Origin of the sequence: Candidatus Clostridium eludens, from assembly GCF_045310515.1 — a bacterium.
GTDB lineage: Bacteria > Bacillota > Clostridia > Clostridiales > Clostridiaceae > Clostridium_B > Clostridium_B eludens.
Genome location: NZ_JBJHZX010000006.1, coordinates 116,813 through 137,541 on the forward strand (window position 1 = coordinate 116,813; position 20,729 = coordinate 137,541).

19 protein-coding genes and 1 other annotated feature are annotated in these 20,729 nt (G+C 29.2%); of the genes, 3 read left to right on the forward strand and 16 right to left on the reverse strand.

The window, feature by feature from the left end:
• Positions 1-161: 161 nt before the first annotated feature.
• The 15 genes from ACJDU8_RS05895 to ACJDU8_RS05965 all read right to left on the reverse strand — a co-directional run bounded on the left by ACJDU8_RS05895 (position 162) and on the right by ACJDU8_RS05965 (position 16,135).
• Complete coding sequence (locus ACJDU8_RS05895) at positions 162-1,367, reverse strand: S8 family serine peptidase (protein ID WP_406791222.1); 1,206 nt, start codon at positions 1,365-1,367, stop codon at positions 162-164.
• A 117-nt stretch (positions 1,368-1,484) separates the two neighbouring features.
• Complete coding sequence (locus ACJDU8_RS05900; RefSeq protein WP_406791223.1) at positions 1,485-1,916, reverse strand: DMT family transporter; 432 nt, start codon at positions 1,914-1,916, stop codon at positions 1,485-1,487.
• 285 nt (positions 1,917-2,201) lie between these two features.
• Positions 2,202-2,681 carry a dUTP diphosphatase gene (locus ACJDU8_RS05905; RefSeq protein ID WP_406791224.1) on the reverse strand — a complete coding sequence of 160 codons (480 nt, stop codon included), beginning with the start codon at positions 2,679-2,681 and terminating at the stop codon, positions 2,202-2,204.
• A gap of 304 nt (positions 2,682-2,985) precedes the next feature.
• Positions 2,986-3,231 (reverse strand): TM1266 family iron-only hydrogenase system putative regulator, encoded by a 246-nt coding sequence (locus ACJDU8_RS05910; RefSeq protein ID WP_406791225.1) that lies wholly within the window; start codon positions 3,229-3,231, stop codon positions 2,986-2,988.
• A gap of 44 nt (positions 3,232-3,275) precedes the next feature.
• Complete coding sequence (gene asnS, locus ACJDU8_RS05915; protein WP_406791226.1) at positions 3,276-4,667, reverse strand: asparagine--tRNA ligase; 1,392 nt, start codon at positions 4,665-4,667, stop codon at positions 3,276-3,278.
• Between the two features lie 131 nt (positions 4,668-4,798).
• Positions 4,799-5,040 (reverse strand) — a binding site (T-box leader).
• Between the two features lie 163 nt (positions 5,041-5,203).
• A complete protein-coding gene (locus ACJDU8_RS05920; protein ID WP_406791227.1) occupies positions 5,204-5,677 on the reverse strand; it encodes a methylated-DNA--[protein]-cysteine S-methyltransferase in 474 nt (157 codons plus the stop codon).
• 27 nt (positions 5,678-5,704) lie between these two features.
• Positions 5,705-7,525 carry a DUF4434 domain-containing protein gene (locus ACJDU8_RS05925; protein ID WP_406791228.1) on the reverse strand — a complete coding sequence of 607 codons (1,821 nt, stop codon included), beginning with the start codon at positions 7,523-7,525 and terminating at the stop codon, positions 5,705-5,707.
• 42 nt (positions 7,526-7,567) lie between these two features.
• Complete coding sequence (locus ACJDU8_RS05930) at positions 7,568-11,062, reverse strand: AAA family ATPase (RefSeq protein ID WP_406791229.1); 3,495 nt, start codon at positions 11,060-11,062, stop codon at positions 7,568-7,570.
• Positions 11,049-12,272, reverse strand: a complete 1,224-nt coding sequence (locus ACJDU8_RS05935) for an exonuclease SbcCD subunit D (RefSeq protein ID WP_406791230.1) — start codon at positions 12,270-12,272, stop codon at positions 11,049-11,051. The genes ACJDU8_RS05930 and ACJDU8_RS05935 overlap by 14 nt, the downstream gene beginning before the upstream one ends.
• 102 nt (positions 12,273-12,374) lie before the next feature.
• Positions 12,375-12,875: an SEC-C metal-binding domain-containing protein gene (locus tag ACJDU8_RS05940; RefSeq protein ID WP_406791231.1), complete on the reverse strand. Its 501-nt coding sequence runs from the start codon at positions 12,873-12,875 to the stop codon at positions 12,375-12,377.
• A 56-nt stretch (positions 12,876-12,931) separates the two neighbouring features.
• Positions 12,932-13,093 carry a CxxH/CxxC protein gene (locus tag ACJDU8_RS05945; protein ID WP_406791232.1) on the reverse strand — a complete coding sequence of 54 codons (162 nt, stop codon included), beginning with the start codon at positions 13,091-13,093 and terminating at the stop codon, positions 12,932-12,934.
• Entirely contained in the window at positions 13,077-13,643 is a 567-nt protein-coding gene (locus ACJDU8_RS05950) for a GerMN domain-containing protein (protein WP_406791233.1), read from the reverse strand. Before ACJDU8_RS05950 ends, ACJDU8_RS05945 begins: the two co-directional genes overlap by 17 nt.
• 18 nt (positions 13,644-13,661) lie before the next feature.
• On the reverse strand, positions 13,662-14,447 hold the full coding sequence (locus tag ACJDU8_RS05955) for an MBL fold metallo-hydrolase (protein WP_406791234.1): 786 nt from the start codon (positions 14,445-14,447) through the stop codon (positions 13,662-13,664).
• 22 nt (positions 14,448-14,469) lie between these two features.
• Positions 14,470-15,732, reverse strand: coding sequence for a UDP-N-acetylglucosamine 1-carboxyvinyltransferase (locus tag ACJDU8_RS05960; RefSeq protein ID WP_406791235.1), 1,263 nt, complete (start codon positions 15,730-15,732; stop codon positions 14,470-14,472).
• A gap of 238 nt (positions 15,733-15,970) precedes the next feature.
• The gene (locus tag ACJDU8_RS05965) at positions 15,971-16,135 is read right to left on the reverse strand and encodes a DUF1540 domain-containing protein (protein WP_406791236.1); all 165 of its coding nucleotides are present in this window, start codon (positions 16,133-16,135) and stop codon (positions 15,971-15,973) included.
• A 214-nt stretch (positions 16,136-16,349) separates the two neighbouring features.
• Between ACJDU8_RS05965 and ACJDU8_RS05970 the strand changes: the two genes are divergently transcribed.
• Complete coding sequence (locus ACJDU8_RS05970) at positions 16,350-16,901, forward strand: 2'-5' RNA ligase family protein (RefSeq protein WP_406791237.1); 552 nt, start codon at positions 16,350-16,352, stop codon at positions 16,899-16,901.
• 55 nt (positions 16,902-16,956) lie between these two features.
• Here ACJDU8_RS05970 and ACJDU8_RS05975 read toward each other — a convergent pair whose 3' ends face one another.
• Complete coding sequence (locus ACJDU8_RS05975; protein ID WP_406791238.1) at positions 16,957-18,852, reverse strand: type I glutamate--ammonia ligase; 1,896 nt, start codon at positions 18,850-18,852, stop codon at positions 16,957-16,959.
• Positions 18,853-19,187: 335 nt separating this feature from the next.
• On the opposite strand from ACJDU8_RS05975, the gene murI reads away from it, so the two are divergent.
• Together murI and ACJDU8_RS05985 are read left to right on the forward strand one after the other, a co-directional pair.
• Positions 19,188-19,961, forward strand: a complete 774-nt coding sequence (gene murI / locus ACJDU8_RS05980; RefSeq protein WP_406791239.1) for a glutamate racemase — start codon at positions 19,188-19,190, stop codon at positions 19,959-19,961.
• Positions 19,962-20,037: 76 nt separating this feature from the next.
• Positions 20,038-20,712 carry a helix-turn-helix domain-containing protein gene (locus ACJDU8_RS05985; protein ID WP_406791240.1) on the forward strand — a complete coding sequence of 225 codons (675 nt, stop codon included), beginning with the start codon at positions 20,038-20,040 and terminating at the stop codon, positions 20,710-20,712.
• Positions 20,713-20,729 lie beyond the last annotated feature (17 nt).

Below are 20,729 nucleotides of genomic sequence, written 5' to 3' on the forward strand. Positions count from 1 at the left end.
AAAAATAACTACAAGGAATAGAATTGACTATTCATTTATGTAGTTATTTTTATTTACATAAACATTTGATATGACCACGATTGGGTTGATGGTGTAAAAGCTATTTTGGTCAGTTTGTGCTCGTATAAGTAAAGAGAAGCAGAGGATTATCCCTTATTCTTTTAGGGCAATAATTTATCTAAATTCAACATTCCAGAACCTTGACGCCATTTTGGTGTATCTAAAAAATTGCAGCATATCTTTAAAAGGGAAATTAAATCTTTAAAAATAAGCTCAGGATTATTCTCGTACATAAGAGAACATACACCACTTATATAAGCCGCAGCACAGGAAGTTCCAGTATAACAAGTATAGGGTTTTTCTAAGGTTTTAGGATATAGTTTTATCCCATTCCTTTCAGAAATATAACTTGTATTTGAATTTATGGAACATATATCTACACAGGCTGCAGCCAAGTCTGGTTTTTCAATTTTACTAATAGGGCCACAAGAAGAGTGTTTATAAGGTTTAGGAGCTTTAGAGATTGTGGTGTCTATACCTGCCACAGTTATGCAGTTATTTAAGGTGGATATGCCTCTCATACTGCCTTCTAAAGTGCCCCGGTGTCCTGTAGGAACTACAATGGTTATATTTAACTTAACCGCTTCTTCAAAAATTTTTTCAAATAGTGATAGTATAAAATAATCAAGTACCTCTAATTCAAAAGGAAGGCAAATCACTTTTATATTTTCATTTTTACTTTCTTCTAATAATAATTGGAGTGAAAATAAAATATCAGATATATAACCTTTTCCAAGAGAATTAAAAGCTTTTATAGAATAAATACTGCTGTTTTCTGCTATGCCCCTATATAGACCTTTAGATTGACCACCATTTCCACATATAATTCCACTCATGAAAGTCCCGTGACCATTATCGTCATAAGGGTATTTGCAATTACTTACTAAATCCATAAATTTTTTTATTTTATTTTTTGGACTTAAAAGATCTGGATGGGGATAAGTTCCTGAATCTACTATACCTATACATACATCTTTACCCGTGAGTTTATACCTACCCTGAAATGTTATACCATTTGAACCAAGGATACCTTTTTCACCACATAGTAATGCAAAATAGTCATTTGTTATATAACTTACTTGAGGCAACTCAATTATTCTATTTATAGAATGTGGAGTTAAGGCAGCGCATATACAGTTTATAGTTGGAATGGAATGTATTATTACATTACCTTTATATGTTTTGATTTTTCTTTCTACGGCTTCTGGTAGGGAATTATATTTTATTATTACTCTGTAATTTTTATACACCCCTTTATTTATGGATAATTTTAAGTTAGGCTCTAATTTATTTTTAATAGAAAACATATTTTTCCCCTTAAAATTAATTACAATAATATTATAATATTAATAAATAATATATGTGATATTATTGCTAATAATTAATATATGGGAAATAAAATTACAAGTAATGCTGATTTTTTATTATCCCTTCCATTTTAATATTATAATACCTACTATCATTACTGCAATACCTACTATTTTGTTTAAGGTGAAGTTGATTTTAGGGGAATCAAATAAACCAAAAAAATCAATTACAGCTGCAGCTAGAAGTTGTGCTGTTAGAATTATGGCAATAGAGTGAGTTACACCTAAGAGCTTAATTCCTTGCATTACAGTAATAATTATGATTACTCCCAGTACTCCCCCAAGAAAATATAATTTTTTACAGCGATTCAAGTTTGCTAAACTTTCATGGTTAATTAATAAAACTATTATAAGAGTTATTATAAAACCAACACCTTGTACTATTGCATTTGTTAACCACAGTCCTATTTTTTCGCTAAGTCTGGTGTTAAATACACCTTGTAAGCTCATGCTTACCCCTGCTATTATTGAATATAATATACCAAGCATAAATTTATCACCTTCCTGAAGGTTAGTTTAACCATAATTATGATATATTATTAAAATCAATTATATGAAATTTTAAATGTTAAAAACCATTCTCTGTATTTTATTTAACGCAGAAAATGGTTCTTAAGTATTTGGAAGTAAATAACAAGTTGAAGATGGCAATGTTATTTTACATAAGATAAGAAAACAGGCGCGTTGGATAATGGTGCTATCACAGGATTTCCATTGAGGCAGTACTATGTAAAATAGACTAGCATAACTGACTAGTTGTTTATTTTAAGATGTCTAACATTTAAATTTTTGCTTTGTGAAGGAATTATTATAACAATAAGCATTTTCTATTTCTTTTACAGATAATCCTAATTTTTTTCCTATACTTATAAAATCCTCAAATAGGGTAATATAATGGTCTTTGGAAGAACAGACTATAAAGTCATTTATATCAATGTATATGTTTAAAAATTGTGATGTAATATTATCTTCATTAACTTTTATGTTTACTTTAATATCTGTAAAGCCCTTTTCAAGTCCTAAAGTCAATATGAAGTATAAGCAATCTACGTAACTTTTTAAAACTAAATCCTTATTAATAGGTGCGTCATCAGTCCAAAATTTAAAACATTGAGTTTCATTAGCCAGTTCAGCTATTTTCACTTGAAGTCCAAGGGTTTTTTTTGAAAGCAAATCTTTTTTCTCAATAAAAATCTTTTTTTTCGTTCTTTCGTCTAAATTTTCTTGTAATTCAAATAATTTTACAAGATCCATAAACAGACCGCCTTTCCATATTGATATAATTGTTGTAAAAAAATTTTTTCGCTTAATAATATTTTAGCTAAATTTGATGTATATTAAAACAATATGCAACCGGTTACACCAAAAATTTATTTTAAAAATTTAAAAAAATTTTTTTTATAACGATTACTGTAAATTATAGTAGAAATATAGAGCTGTTTTTGGATGTCTTAAAATAAATAATAAGGTAAAATGTGGTTAAGCTATATAAAAGTAAAACTTCTATAATTTTTAATATAAATTATAGAAGTTTTATCAGAAATAGGTTTATAGTATTCTATTTTTTAGTAAGGGCTGTTTTTACAGTTACTCCATTTATTTTACCTAATTTTCGGGTCATGGAACTTATTTCATCTGATGTTCCGTCTACTATTATGGATATAACTGAAATATTTCTTTCTCTGTAGGGAATACCAAATCTTCCAACTATAATATTGGCAAAAGAATGAAGTATATTATTTACAATTGAAGCATTTACTAGATTTTCTATAACTATTCCCACTACAGCAATTCTTTTCTCCAAAAGCTTTTCTCTCCCCACTTAATGAGTATTTCTCACGTACTATTTTAAAATTCAGCAGAACCAGGGGTTCTAGGAAATGGGATTACATCTCTTATATTAGACATACCTGTTATATACATGAGTATTCTTTCAAAACCCAATCCAAAACCCGAATGTTTAGTTTCACCATATTTTCTAAGCTCCAGGTACCACCAATAATCCGTTTTATTAAGTCCCAACTCTTCTATTCTTTTTTCTAAGATATTAAGTCTTTCCTCTCTTTGACTTCCGCCAACTATTTCTCCTACTCCCGGTACTAGTAAGTCAGCAGCTGCAACTGTTTTGCCATCTTCATTTTCTCTCATGTAGAAAGCTTTTATAGCCTTTGGATAATCTGTAACAAATATAGGTTTTTTAAATACCTTTTCTGTTAAATACCTTTCATGTTCTGTTTGAAGATCAATACCCCATTCTACTGGATATTGGAAGGATGCATTACTTTTTTGTAAAATATCTACGGCTTCAGTATAAGTTATTCTTCCAAATTCTGAATTAGCCACGTTATTCAGTCTGTCAAATAGAGATTTGTCAATAAATGAATTAAAGAATGCCATTTCTTCAGGGGCTTTTTCTAATACATAATTTATCACATATTTTACTAGGTCTTCTGCAGTATCCATGTAGTCCTTTAGTTCGGCAAAAGCCATCTCAGGTTCTATCATCCAAAATTCAGCTGCATGTCTTGCTGTATTTGAGTCTTCTGCTCTAAATGTAGGGCCGAAAGTGTATACATTTCTAAAAGCAAGAGCCATAGTTTCAGCAGATAATTGACCACTTACAGTTAAATTTGTTTCCTTTCCGAAAAAATCTTTAGAAAAATCTACACTTTTATCTTCCTTCTTCGGTATGTTGTTTAGATCTAGTGTAGTTAGTCTAAACATTTCACCTGCACCCTCACAGTCACTGCCAGTTATTATAGGAGTATTTACGTATACAAAGTCTCTTTCCTGAAAAAATTTGTGTATTGCATAAGCTGCTATGGAACGGACCCTAAATACTGCAGAGAAGGTGTTACTCCTTGACCTTAAATGAGCTATGGTTCTTAGATATTCAAGAGTATGTCTTTTCTTTTGGAGAGGATAGTCTGAAGATGAACTTCCTTCTAAAAATACTCCGTTAGCTTTAACTTCAAAGGGTTGTTTTGACTCTGGAGTCAGAACTAAGGTACCTTCTACAGATATTGATGAACTAATAGACAATTTTATAATTTCTTTGAAATTTTCAAGTTTGTCATCTAAAACTATTTGAACATTTTTGAAAAATGATCCATCGTTTAATTCTATAAAAGCAAATGACTTGGAATTTCTTATAGTTCGTACCCAGCCTGAGATCTTAATGTCCTTATTTACAAATTTTTCAGTTTCTCTATAAAGAGATTTTACTAGTGTTTTTTCCATATTATTTCCTCCGTAGATTTATTATGTTTAGTTTAGATATCTTAAAATCAGATAATAAGTCCAATATACTTATCATACTGAATGGTTATTTATTTGATAATGCATAAGGCAGTAAAAAAGTCTTTCATCCCTAAAGGGACGAAAGACTCAATTTTTCGCGGTACCACCCAATTTGTCATAAATATGACCAACTTTTAGGATAAGCATTTTATCCTTCAATGCTAAGGTATTGAATACCTCTAAGCCTACTTCCCTAAGGGGTTTCAGTCAGAAACTTCGAGATGTTCTTCAATATAGACTTATATTGGACTCTCACCATAACCAATTCGCTTTAAGTAGTCTCTATATCTACTCTTCTCATCATTGTTTTTAGTTTATAAATTTTAATTTTAGCAGCTTATAAAGCTTTATTTTAAAATTATAATATTTATAAAATTTATTGTCAATAATCATGAAAAAATTTTGAGAATATATTTAAGTATATAGAAAATATGCCAGTATATTGTTAACTAGATGTTTTTAGATATACATTAATATCATTTATACTTTTGTTCATGCTCTAAAAGCCATTTTTTTCGCCAAAGTCCACCACCATATCCAGTTAAGTTTCCGCTTTTACCTATAACTCTATGACAAGGTATAATTATATTTATTTTGTTATGGTGATTTGCTCCTCCTATGGCTCTGAGGGCCTTTTCATTACTTATTGCATTAGCTATATCAGAGTAGGAGCATGTCTGCCCATAAGGAATTTTCATAAGTTCATTCCATACTTTTTCTCTAAAAGGAGTGCCGCAAATATGCAGTTTAATAGAGAAGTCTTTTCTAGTACCTTTAAAATATTCATCCAATTGCTGTATGCAATCTTTCATGTATGTACAAGACTCACCATTAGATATGGTTTCTGGTTTATTATCTAAAAATAGTATAGAAGTTATGCCTATATTATCACTGTCTACTTTAATAATTCCAATGGGAGAATGGTAATAGCAAGTATATAAGTTTTCCATGTTATTGCCTTCTTTCTATAATAATTTTTACTTAGCGTTTCTTACTTCAAATTCATCTATAAAAGTGTAATGGTTAAGTTTAGTAACAGAAGTTAACCTTGCATATCTCCCATTTATAGGTTTGTCCAGTGTGAGATATATGGGATATTTAGAACCATATCTATCAGAAAAAGGTACAGAGGGAATTCTAAAAAGTCCCACTGGAGTGAAGTTTATACCATCTTCCGATATGGAAACAGAAGCTCTTTCAGGAAGTTCAGTCCAAGGTATAGGATCCCTAAGGTAACTTACCATGAATTGTTGTACAGGAATTACTTTTCCTAAATCTATAGTTATATCTAAGGCATCATTATACCATCCTACAAAATTTTTATCTTTTACTGAATTTATAGAAGAATATTTCCCATCTGTAATTTTTGTGAAATTTGGGTCATTATAGTTTTGGTGGGGCATAGGAAATAAAGTATATGTACAATTTTTAGAAACTAGGTTTGGAAGTTTTTTAATAGGTTCTACATTAATTGTTACTGTATTGGATGATTGTGATAAATTGCCTGAAAAACCTAAAGATTTTACTTCATAGGTATAGTATTTTATGTTTTCTTTCAATAAAGGCATATCTATAATAGTCTTAGAAAACTCTTTAGGATTACCACCATATTTTCTTTGAACTATAATACTTGAAATTAGAATATTATTTCTATAAATTTGATATCCACATATATTATTAGTTTTTTTGGGGGCTGACCAGGTTATTTTAAATTTATTTTTTTCTACCACGGCTACAGTAAGGTTTTTAGGAGCATTCAATTTTTTATCAGGGAGTTTTCCTCTTTTTACATAGTAGGAATATGCTTCATTGAATCCGCTGGATATATTGTTTGGACTGTAATAATGGCTATATGAAAAGCAAATCATGTTATCTACACAGGGCTGTTCCAATTCAAGTTGTTTTAAAAACCTATCCAGTGGTACAGTAGAATTATTAACATAGTCGAAAGTTTCCACATTGGCCCAAAATAACATTCCAGGTTTTCTATTTACTGCTTTTCTAAGGGCAGTATACCATGAATTAACTTCATCTAGTTTTAATCTGCCACTTCCGATAGAATCCTGAGGACAAAATATATCTCCGGGTCTGAAATTAGTCTTTGAAAATAAATACTGCCAGTTTGAAGAATATTCTTTTGCCGTACCTACAGAAGAATTCATAAATGGAGATAGCAAAATTGGCAGACGTTCATGGTTTGTACTAAGGTAATTTAGGTGAATATTGAGGGCATTAGCTAGGTTGTCAAATTGATTAAGCTTGTTGAATTTAGCATTGTCCACCTCATAGGGAAAATACCAGCCATAAAAGGCATTTGGATACTTAGAATGATAATTTTTATATAATTCATCAGCTATAAGGTTAGCTCTTTCCATTTGAGAATTTAGCCAGGAAGAATTATCTCCTGATATTTGCCACCATTGAATGTTAAAATTTGTATCTATAAACACTTTAATATTTAATTTTTGGGCATTTTTTAAGCATAATTCCACAGGATCTATGTCCCCGTATAATTTTTCATAGTCTTTATTTTTACTTTTGTAGCATGTTTTAGTAATATTTCCTTCAGTTTGGGAGACACCTGTTATTACAATGTATTCCATCTTATTTTCTTTAAGATACTGTAGTTCTCTTTCCCATTTGTCTGAAGTCCAGTTTTGTGTCATATCTAACTGTATAAAGGAACCAGTCACTATAGGATAATTTTTACTAGCTCTTAAGGGACTGTTAAAATAAATTAATGTGAAAATCAAAGTTACTGAAATTAAAATTATTAATACAAATTTTTTATTTAGCATAGATTGTAAGATTTCCTTTCTCTAGTTTTTATGTGATTTAAGCTAACTTCTTTCTATTCTTACTTTGCTGCCACCCATTCCGGATTCAGCGGCAGTTACTATAAGTTTTATAGGTACTCTATTTTTTATTGATTCAAGGTGACTTATTATACCTATGGATAATTTTTTATTATGAATTTTTTCCAAGGAATCCATAACGATTTCTAGTAAATTGTCATCAAGGCTTCCAAAGCCTTCGTCTAAGAAGAATAACTCTAAAGGTGATGTACCTTTTAATTGTATTTGAGCAGATAGTGCCAGTGCCAGTGCCAGTGAGGTTACAAAAGTTTCCCCTCCGGATAAAGTAGAGGCATCTCTTTGGACACCGCCGTTTTTATAATCCCTAATGAGAAATTTACCGTTTTCGTTGACTTCTAGACCGTAATTTCCTGCCGTAATCTCTTTTAATTTTTTACTCGCCTCAATAGATACATATTTTAATTGGTTTGTGGCTACAAATTCTACAAATTTTTTCCCCTTGAATAATTTTTCTAAATCATCTAAAAGACCTAATTTATAATCTAATTCTTTTTTGGTATGTAAAAGATTTTTTAATTCTAATAACTTTTTACTTAAGTAGCTAATTTCTGTTTCCAATGCCATTTTAGCTTTTTCTAATTCCTTTGATTTTTCAAGTTTATTTTTTTTAATATTTTGTATTTCAATCCAGGATTCCTCTTCCAAGCTTCTATTGTTTATTTTTTTATTAAGATTTTCTATAGTCACATTTAGCTTAATTAGTGAATTGTCAAACTTGTCTATTTCTATTTTTAGGTTATCAATTTGTGATTTAGGCATAAAATTCATTTTAACTTCATTTATATTTTGTATACCTTCTTGTAATAACATTTCGTTTAGAGTTTGTCTGTAGTTGATACTTTGTTCTTTTAGATTGGATAATTTACTTTGGTAAGAGATCATGCTGGTATTACATTCATTGTACTGTGTTTCTATTTTATTTTTTTCATTCTCGGCTTCTATATATTCTCTCTCTATTTTTTTTATAGAATGAGATATCTCTTTTTTAAAATTTTCTAAATTCAGTACGTTCCCTACTTTATTTTTTATATTGTTTTCTTTTTCTTTTATGGATTTACTCTTTTCAAATAGTATAGTCTTCATTTGATTTAACTTTTGTTTTAAGTTCCATAATTTTTTATTCAGTGATTCTTTTTGTAATTGTTCTTTATTTAAGCTGATTCTTAGAGTTTTTATATTATTTTCTAAAGTAACTTTTTTCTCCTCTTTTTTTATGATTTCATCCCTTTTGATCTTCAGATCTTGGATATTTAGTTCAGTTTTCAATTTTAATAGCTGGTTACATGCAGTTTCAAATTCTTTATTTTTTACAATGAAATTTTCTTCTGATTTTTTAGAGTGTTCTTCATTTTGAATTAATATAGCATTTTCTTTGTTATATTCAACATCTAAAGCATTTTTTTCTTCAGTTAAAGAGCTAATTTTCTTTTCAAAAATAATTTTTTCAGAATTAAATTTTTCCATATCATTTTTTAAAGTATTGAACTCATTTTCAAGCAGATTTACTGGAGAAGATTTAAAATCTTCTCCCAATTCATTAAGATTTCTTTGGGTTTCATCTATGCTTTTTTCTTCTGCTTTTATATTGGTTTGTTCTTGTATTATTTCTTTAGTCAAATTTTTATTTTTATCGTTCTTATTAGTTAAATCCACTTGCAGCTGTTTTAAATTACTATAATCTATAATTTTAATATTATCTTTACAATGACTTTTTGCCCCACATACAGGGCACGACTCTCCTTCTAATAATGTTTCTCGCAAAATATGTGCTAAGTTTTCAGTCTCAATTTTCTTTACATGATTATTCATTTTAGTAATTTCTTCTTCTAGAGAAGTCTTTTCCTTTTCTTTAACATGAAGGTCTTTTATGAGGGTTTCAATGGTATTTTTACTTTTATGTAAATCCGCAGTAAGTTTATTATATTTATCCCATTTATCCTTTGTGGAAGATAATTTTTTGTGAAGGGTCAGCAATGTGTTCTGATCTCCAGGACAAGTCTCTATTAATATTTTTAATGATTCATTATAACTAAGTAATAGGCGTTCTTTTTCTTTAAGATTTTTTAATAGAATAGTGCTTTTTATTTTTGTTTCTTTAATATTTGATAATATAATTTTTATGTCGCTGGATAAATTATTTTTTTGTTTTTCTAAGCTTTCACAACTTTTTAAAATTATTATGCCTTCAGTAACTTTTTTCTTATAGTCCTCAGAAATTCTTAAAGTATCTACTTCATTTTCTTTAGAATTAATACTATCAATCAATTTATCCGTTTGTTTTTTGTTTTGTAGTATTTCAAGTTCTATACTTTGTAAATCTTTTTCTATATTTATAATATTCTTTTCTAATAGTTTTTTTTCTTCTAGTAATGTATTTAGTATAATCTTATCATTTATGGCATCTATAACTTTTTGTTCATTTATCTTTAATAAGGGCAATTCATTATCTTTTTTATCTTTACATGTATTTAATGCATTTTGTATTTTTTGTTTATCTTCTTTTATATTTTTCATATTTTCCATTGAATCTAAAAGATCCTTATTTATATTTTCTATGTTTTTTAATGTATTCTCATAATTATCAATATAAGGTTTAATTTTTAAGGAGCTTTCAGCTAGTACAAGCTTTCTCTTGTTTTCATATATTTCTGGTTCCTTTTCTCTTAGTATTTTTTGTTTGATTAATTGTTGTTTTAGTTCATCTTGGAGGTTCCACAATTCACTGTATTCTGCAAATTTATTTTCTAAATCTGTTAGTTCTTCTATACAGGTATCATATTCTTTTTTTATTTGTGATAGATTGTCTGTTTTTTCATTAAGAGTATAGTTGTTAATATCTTCATATTCTTTTAGTTGACCTTGTAAAATATTTGCTTTATCCTTTTCTTGTTTAAGTTTTTTTGATAATTTAAAAGATAATTCATCTCCGTATTTTTGGAGGTTGAATAGTCTCTCAAGCATATTTCTTCTTTCTTTTCCTTCTAATTTTAGAAACTCACTGAATTTCCCCTGAGGTAATACCACAGTTCTTGTAAAATCATCTATTCCCAATCCCAATATTTCTGTACAGCTTTGTGTTACCCCCCTAGAACCTTCTTCTAATATTTTTTCAGGTTCATAGGTGGTATCTATTATTCTAGCTGATTTGCTTTTTACAGCTTCTGTTTTAGGGTCTCTTTTGAATTCCCTTTCTACTTTATATCTTTTTATTTCTATTCCTGATATTTGAAATTCAAAACTTACATTTAGGTTTTTACAGTTTGTGTTCATAAAATTTGAACTTTTTCTTGCTAATTCACCATATAGTGCCAGAGTGATGCCATCCAGTATGGTTGATTTTCCACTTCCGGTAGGTCCGAAGATACCGAAGAGTCCTATATCAGTCAATTTTTCAAAATTAATTTCCTGAGTATCTATAAAACTGTTCAATCCTTTAATTTTAAGTTTAATTGGTTTCATGACCTACATCATCCTCCTTTATAACAGATAATAGTAAATCTATTATTTCTGATTGTGGTTCTACTTTTCTTTCTTTTAAATAAAATTCTTTAAAAATTTCTTCAAAAGATTTTTCTGAAAAGCTGCCTATATCTATAGTCTCAGTCTTTGTTTCAATTATCTTGGGAATAATCTGTAAAATATTTTTTTTTGTATTTTTCATTATTTTTATTTCATCTTCTCTTATATATCTATGGGTAGTTATTTCTAGATAAGTCCAACAATTTCTCTCTTTATTTTTTTCGCACTTTTCAATGGCCTCTTCAATACTATTACATTTCCAAATTTCTATGGGCTTATATGGCTTAAATTCTATTTCTTCAATATTACATTCTTCACCTGCTTTTATATCTACAATAAAACATTTTTTCTTGAAGTTGGCTTCTTTTTTACTATATTGTAATGGAGAGCCTGAATATCTTGCTTTTCTATTCGTTCCAGGTACTATTTGTGGTTTATGTATATGGCCTAGTGCAATGTATTGAGCATTTTTAGGGAAGCAGCTTCCATCTACAATAAAACTTCCTCCTAGTTGAATGTTTCTCTCGGAACCGGATTCTTCACTTCCCATTGTAAATAGATGGGAAACTAAAATATTAATAGTATCTTCTCTATATTTTTGAGATATATGATGAAATAATGTTTTTATTCTATCATTATAGGATTTTATTTTTTTATCTTCTTCCTCCATTTCATCATATAAGATTTCATTTAATCTTTTTTCACTTGGATATGGTATGGTGATAATTATGGCCTTTTCCCCATTTATTTCAATTTCAATAAAACCTTCACCAGAATTAATAATTTTATGGTTACCATATTTGCCCTCAGGTACTATTGATTTTGGTGTACCTACCATTATGATTCCATGATCCCTAGCTAAAGGGCCTGGTGCTGTTAGTCTATCTGGATTATCATGGTTGCCTGCTATTGCTAAAGTTATTCTTTTGCCATTAGAAGATAGTTTTTTTAATGTGTCATAGAACATAATTTCAGCTTTAGCAGGAGGATTGGCATTATCGTATATATCTCCTGCAATGATTATCAAATCCACATTATTTTCTTCAACTATTTGTACGAAATCCTTGAGGAAAGCTTCTTGTTCATCCATACGACTATAGTTCTCTAGATTTTTACCTAAGTGCCAGTCGGAAGTATGTAAAATTCTCATGAGGTTCCTCCCTTCAAGTGTAATGATTCATAGATTAATTTAAATTATAGCACACGCCACTAATATGTTTAATATTAGTGGCGTGTGTAAGTTTTTATTTTATTAGTTTTTTCCACAGCACTGTTTATACTTTTTACCACTTCCACATGGACAAGGGTCATTTCTACCTACTTTATTCGTATTCACTAGTGTTTTAGAGTTAACCCAGTCTTTTCGAATGTCTTTTCTCTTTTCTGCTGAAAATATAGAATTCCATTGAGGAAGTTTATACAAATAATCTGCTCTTGAATCTAACATATTAAAGTATAATTTTTCAAAGTTAATATTTATATTAATTTTTGAGTCTTCCTTTAGATCCTCTAAGTTTAAGGGGGTATCCAAACTGGTATTTACACCATCTAAGAACCCCATAAAAAATATTGTTGTAGTCTCAAAATTTTTTGCCAGCTCTTCTATAGTTCCTTCTATAATATTGTTATGTTCACATAATATTTTTGTATAAATATTTTTTTCAATTGAGCCATATTCTTTCCAGAATGCATCTTCTCCTTTAACTTTTACAAAATCTACTACTGTATCTGTCCAATCTTTATACAAACTCATAGTTCATTCTGCTACCTGTGTTTTTGTAGCAGTTCCTCCCTTCAAAAATTTTTATTTTAAGGTTTTAGTTTTAAAATATAGTTAGCTTCCTTATCACAATAGGTACATTTATGGTTTTCTGTACGTACTAAATAGGGAAAGGTTTCATTATCCACTAAAAAATCATCAAAAGATATATCTACATGTTCATTGCAGCAGTATTTATTTTTTTTTGGCATTTTTAATATCGTCCTTTCCAATAGGTTTTGATAGGTCAAAATTATTTCCCCAAATATTTGAATCTTTGTTGTTTATAGAAAATTTAATTTTTTTTATGGTTGAAATTTGCGTAAGAGAAAAAATTATGCTTTTCAAGCAGGTCTCTTCTTTAATTGAAGTCATTTTAATATTGGCTTCGTCACTTAAATTTAAATAGGCAATATTATCTTTTATGGATACACTTATAATTCTCGTGTTTTTAGGAAGTACTGGAGCCAGATTGCTTTTAACAGAAGGACCTTTTATTAACTCATATAATATAGTTTCAGCTAATAACTCATCTTTCCTTATTATCCTACTTTCTTTGGATATTTCAACAGTATCTGAATTTTTGGAAGAATTGAAATAGATATTTAAATCAATTAAATTATCCTGTTCTTTTGAAAGAGCTATATTTTTTTCTTTTTCCTTATTATTTATACTCAAGGTATCTTTTTTTTCACAGGCAGTCAATACTAAAATAAAAAGTGTAATTATGAAGCATAGCAATATAATAAAAATTTTTTTCATGTGGTTCACCTTTTTCTATTAAAATTTTATGTAATTACTAGGTCTATCACGTCTTGCCATGGATATAGTTACATCCATATTTAGTTTTACACCAGCTTCATTTAAAGCATTGATTACAGTCTGATATGCTAATTCAGGATAATTGTTTGTTTTACTTAAATGACCTAAAACAATTTTTTTAAATTTATTATTTATAATGTTTAATATAGCTTTTCCACAGTCATCATTTGACAAATGTCCTATTTTACTTAGTATCCTTCTTTTTAAGTCATAAGGATATGGTCCGAATTTTAGCATCTCAACATCATGATTGCTTTCTAAAAGTATTACATCAGAGTCTTTCAATATGTATTTAATGTCTTGTGAAATAAATCCTAAATCTGTTGCTATGCAAGCTCTTTTATTATTACAATTAATCGCGTAACCATAAGGATCTATTGCATCGTGTGATGTATTAAAACTTGTTATATCCATATCCTTTATATTTATGTAATTGTTGGAAATTACGTTTATATTATGATCCTTTATTTTTCCAATACACTTTGACATATGCTGCCATGTCAGGCTATTTGCGTAAATGGGTATATTGTATTTTCTAGATAAAACTCCTACCCCTTTAATGTGATCTGTATGTTCATGTGTAACCAATATAGCGTCTATTTCATTAGGTTTGAATCCAATTTTTAAAAGAGCAGTTTCTATATTTTTACCTGAAAGTCCTGCATCTACTAAAATTTTAGCATTGTCTGAGGCTAAAAGGGTGCTATTTCCACTGCTTCCACTATATAAAGGACAAAAAATCATAATAAACTCTCCTAAATTTCAATTATTCCACATAAGATACTCTTTCTATACTAGCGCCTAAAGCTTTAAATTTATCTTCTATATTAGGATATCCTCTATCAATGTGTTCAATGCTCAAAACTTCAGTAGTCCCATCTGCAATAAGACCTGCTATAACCATTGCTGCACCGGCTCTTAAGTCTGTTGCTTTTACTGTAGCCCCGCTGAGTTTATCTACACCATCTATAATAGCAATCCGGCCTTCTACTTTAATATTGGCACCCATTTTTTTCAGTTCGTCTACATGCTTAAATCTACTCTCCCATATGCTCTCGTTTATAATGCTTCTTCCTTCTGCTACGGTTAAAAGAGCACTTAAAGGCTGTTGTACGTCAGTGGGGAAGCCAGGATAAGGTTGTGTTTTGATATTTACACCTTTTAATCTACCTTTTGATTTTACAGTTATAGAATCACCATCTTCTGTTATTTCAACTCCCATTTCTATAAGTTTGGCAGATATGGATTCTAAATGCTTAGGTATAATATTTTCTATAATTACTTCTCCACCACAAGCTGCTGATGCAATCATATATGTTCCTGCTTCTATTTGATCTGGTATAACACTGTAAGAACAGCCCTTTAATTCTTCTACGCCTACAACTCTTATTATTTCAGTACCAGCACCCTTGATATTTGCACCCATGCTGTTTAAGAAATTTGCTACATCTACCACATGAGGTTCTTTTGCCACATTTTCTAGGGTAGTTACACCTTCTGCCAGTGTAGCAGCTAACATTACGTTTATGGTGGCACCTACACTTACCACATCAAAGAATATACTGGTTCCAATTAATTTTTCAGCTGTCACTGATACACAGCCATGTTTGATTTCTACTTTGGCACCTAAAGCTTCGAATCCTTTTATATGTTGATCTATAGGTCTTACCCCTATAGGGCAGCCTCCAGGAAGTTCCACTCTTGCTTTTTTAAATCTACCTAATAATGCGCCTATGAGATAATAAGAAGCTCGCATTTTTCTCACATCATCAGTATTAGCATCTATGTTATTTATAGTAGTACTGTCGATTACTATTAAATTTTTCCCCGTTTTTATTTTACAACCTAAACTTTTTAGAATTTTTTCTATGCAACGTACATCTTCTATATCAGGAATGTTATCAATGGAACATATACCTTTGCTAGCAAGTATTGAAGCTGGTAATATTGCTACGGCAGCATTTTTTGCACCGTTAATTTCTATAGAACCGGAAAGATGTTTTCCGCCATTAATTACTAATTTATTCATTTATGTATCCATCCTTATCATAAATTTAATTTATATAAAGTTTTAGAAAATATTAAATTTAATTCATATTACACAAAGTTTATTATAACATAATTCTATATTATTTTAACAATAAATTTATAAATATGAAGAGTGTGTTAAGATTATTTATTTGTAAATTTAAAACCCAGCTTTTAAAATAAAAGCTGGGTTTTTTTTAAGTGTAATTGTGTTGTTTTAAAGAGCGCTGCGGAAGTAATTACTCTTTCTTAAAACTTCCACAGTCAGTACATTGGATATCTTTAGCCATTGCTTCATGTTTTGTAACTTCTATTTTGTCAAGTGTGCAATAATTAGTATCTTTTGCGTGAAATCTACATTCATTAACTATACATCCTATACTATTATTTTTACTATTATTCATAATATACCTGCTCATAAAAAATTTACATCTTTAGCAAGCAGGGTTTTCACCTCTCTTCTTTTTATAATATTTAAACAATAATAGTATTGTCTTTTTATATAATTTATATTCTGTGAATTAATATAAATATTTAATCACATATATATGATAATTTTATGGTATAATATTACCTAAACAAAGTGCACATTTATAAGCCTGGGGGATTGAGAAAATAATGAAATATTATTTAGTAGCTTTATTTGATAGAGAGTCCTATTTTTATATCCAGCGTACACAGAAGAATATATGTAAAAAATATAGATTATATAAAAATACACCTATGTTACATATAGCTCTTGAAGTCGTAGAAAATCCTGATTTGGAAAAATTTAGCAAAGTCGTATCAGATGTTCTAAAACCTTATAAAAAATTTAAAGTAGAAATGGGTTCTATTTATTTTGATCAACTTTATAAATCTATTAATTTGAAAGTAGAAAATAAGGGCTATATAATAAGGTTGGCAAGACAAATAAATGAAATTTTAAAATTACATAGATTTAATGTTAAAGAAAATTTGTGCAATATAGATTTAAAAATTTTACTGGCAAATACTAATTATCAAATGAGAGAATGGAATACCAAAGAACATAATCATAATATAGTTTTTGAAAACATTAAAATAGAAGGTGCCCATAAGATGGCTAGAATAGATAGGATGGCACTTTGGAAACCCGTAAATAGCAAAAAAGAAATAGTTGTAAAATATTTTCCCCTGAGAGATTTTTAAATTGTAATGTAAAAATAGAGTAAGTTCTAAGCTTACTCTATTTTATATTTTTGTATTAAATATCAAGTAAATTTTTCTTATATGTTGAATATAATTCTCTTAATTCTCCCATTTTTTGTTCAACTTCTATTTGAAGGTTAGATATTTCTTCATAATTTTCCTCATCTGATGCAATTCTTATTCTAGAGAATAAGCTTTTCTCGGAATATGAGTCTTTCATTAAATCGCATTTTAACTCAGCTATTTTCATCCAATTAGCTACATCTAAATCTAAAGCTTTGTCTACAGAGTGGAGGAGTTTATAACCTCTTATTTCATCAATGTATTCATTTAAAATTCTGTGATTCAACTCTACTAGCCATCTTTTTATAGCGCCCAATTTAAAACTGTTTATTAATTTGTCATTTAATATATCATCCTTAGTTAATACAGCTTTCTTTTCTGGATATTTATCAATGGCACTTAGGTTTTCATATACAGTTGAAGGAGCTCTACCAAAGAATTTTGCTCTTTCTTCATCGGTAAAATCTTCAAATACGTCTTCTTCGCTTCTATAAGCTCTTCCTTTTTCTAAGTAACTTGCATCTTCTTCAGGTTTTTTAGATAGTTCAGCTAAAAGATCGTCTTCTGTTTTACTATTAGTCACAGCATAAGTTATTCCGTCTAACATAGCCATATATAATCCTGTTACAGCTAGATAAGTATTAGTACGAGGATTTGGAGCCCTAAGTTCAAATCTTGTACCTAAAGGGTTTTCTAAATCCCTTACAACTCCTATAAGTACAGACCTATTTCTTGAAGGTATTTCAACAGAATGTCCTACGGAAGTTACAATACAAACAGGTGCTTCGAATCCTGGTTTTAATCTTCTTAAGGCATCAGTTGTAGAAGAAACAAAAGGATTTATAACCTCGTAATTTTTAAGTATTCCCATTACTGAAGCATAGCCAAAAATACTTAAGAAGTGATTTTTAGTAGAAGAAAATAGATTTATGATTTTACCACTTTTAAGTTTTAATGCCATACCTATGTGAGTATGTTCTCCGTTACCAGCCACCCCTTCTATAGGTTTAGCAAGGAAACTAACGTCTAGGCCATTATTTTTAAAAGTTTCTTTAACTATACTCTTTGCAAGTAATTCATTGTCAACAGATTGAACTGCAGTAGAATACTTCCAATCTATTTCAAGTTGTTCCAGTACACTAAATCTTCCTTGACCATCAACCGTAGATTTTATTCCACCTACTTCTTTATGTCCCATTTCAGGTTCTAGTCCATATAACTCCATAGTTAAAAGTGATTGTTCTAAGGCTGTTCTTACTACACCTTTAGTTCTTGTCCAGTACTGTTCTTGAAGTACCTGAGATGCAGATAGTTGTTCAATTTCAGTATGATTATTAGGAGTGCTTACCCAGAATTCTAGTTCTGTTGCACAGGTAGCAACTACATCATCTATATCCTCATATTTTATTCCAAAAGATGATAGACAATTTGGATATTCTTTGAATAGATTTAAAATATTTGTTTTGAAGTGTTCTATACAATTTTTTAATGTATATCTGGAATCTACAGCTTTATGTTCATGATAGAAAAAGCATGGGATTCTGAGTGTTCCTACAGGTTTATCCGTTTCAGGATCAACATTATTAGTGTTGTAGTCTACATACCAATTTACGTCACAATCACATACCATGTCAACTTTTGCATTGTTTAGTGTAGCTATGCCTGGAAGAACCACAGATGAACCATCAGTCTGAATTGATCCTTTTAGAAATCCAGAGATGTCTTTTAGAAAAATTTTAATAGGAATTTTTTCGTCAGTGTCATTTCCAGAAAGATCTATACCTACTAGAGATACAAATTTTATTTCTGGATGGGAAGTTAGGAGTTCTTTCAAGCTATCCTCTGAGTGCATCGTCTTAGGTATTACATAGATTAAATCTTTTAACATAAGTTTTTCCTCCTATAAATAATTAGAAGAGTATATTTAATACTCTATCAGTGTATAGCTAATTTAATTTATATTTTAATTGGTAAAATATTAATTATTTATTAATTGTTTAATTTTTATATATTTATGATTTTATAATTAATATCAATAGATGTCAATACATTTTGAATAAATTTATGCTCAAAGTTGCAATATTAGAAAAATATAAAATTTAGTTTTAAGTATAAGTCCTAAGAGTATAGCATATTTATTTGTATTTTTTCAGATTTGTGTAGTTTAAATCTATAATATATAATGAAGTGTATAATATTTTCAATAAATAGTGAGGTGATATAGTGGATTCGGAGGATAGACCAATTGGTTTTTTTGATTCAGGAGTAGGTGGAATAAGTGTATTAAGAGAAGCTGTTAAAATTTTATCAAACGAAGATTTTGTTTATTTCGGGGATTCAAAGATGGCACCTTATGGAATAAAAACTGTAGAAGAGGTTAAAAGACTTACCTTTAATGCTGTAGAATTTTTATTAAAGAAAAATATAAAGGCGTTAGTAGTGGCTTGCAATACTGCAACTAGTGCTGCCATAATAGATTTGCGAAAAACATACAGTAAATATATGCCTATAGTAGGTATAGAACCAGCCTTAAAACCTGCAGTAGAATTTAATAGAGAAGGAAATATATTGATAATGGCAACGCCTATGACCCTAGCAGAAAGTAAATTTAATAATCTCATGAAAAAATATAGTACTTCAAATATCATACCATTACCCTGCAGCGGTTTAGTAGAACTTATCGAGGAGGGAAAAGTAGAAGGATTAGAAATAGAAAATTATTTAAGGGAAAAATTAGAACCTTTAAAAAATAATAAAATTGCAGCTGTAGTGTTAGGATGTACCCATTATCCTTTCATCAGAAAAAGTATAGCTAAAGTTCTAAGCTATGATATTCCAATAATAGATGGAAGCAAAGGTACGGTAGAACAATTAAAAAGACAGCTTATCAAATACCATATAGAAGGTAATAAAAATAAGGTTGGGAAAATAAAAATATTTAATTCTATGAATAGTCAGTATATAATAAAGTTAAGTTATAAACTTCTAAAAGAGTGAAATTTTTAGAAGTTTATAACAGAATTTTATTACAAACTAATAATTATTATCTATAAAGTTAAATCAGGAGGAAAAAATGAGTAGAGTAGGAGAGAAAGTAAAATCTGCAAGAATAGAATTAGGAATTACCCAAAAAGTGCTTGGTAAAAAATTAGGAGTCTCAGAGAAATTTATTAATGAAGTGGAATCTGGGAGAAAAATAGCAAACCAGGGTATGATTGATAAATTGTCTAAAATTTTAGGTAAAGATATGAATGATATAACTATGTCTTTTGAAGAGCAGGCCTATGAAGAAGAAAAAGATAAAAAATTTTCTCCCACATTTAAAAAGGATAAAATTCAGGTCCAAGAGGTTTGGAGTGAAGCTTTTGGTTCAGTTTTGAAAAAAATACCCATATATAAGTATGATATGAACAAAGTGGTTAATTTTAAGCAGCTGCCTCTGATGAATAATAAAGTAGAAGGGTATGCCCAGGATAAGGTAGTTTATTTAGAAATACAAAGTGAAGATATGGAAGGTTTTAGAATACGTAGTGGGGATTTAGCCTTAGCACATATAACTGGAGAAATTGAAAATAACTCCATATGTCTAGTAGAATATAATAGTAAAAGAGAATTGAGACAGGTAAAGAAATTGGATAACAAAAAGGTTTTACTTATAAGTAGTAGAAATAGTATAAGAACTGAAACAGTAGAAATTAAAGATTTAAAAATAATTGCAAAGCTTGATAGACTAGAAATAAAATTATGAAGTGATTCTTAGGCTCA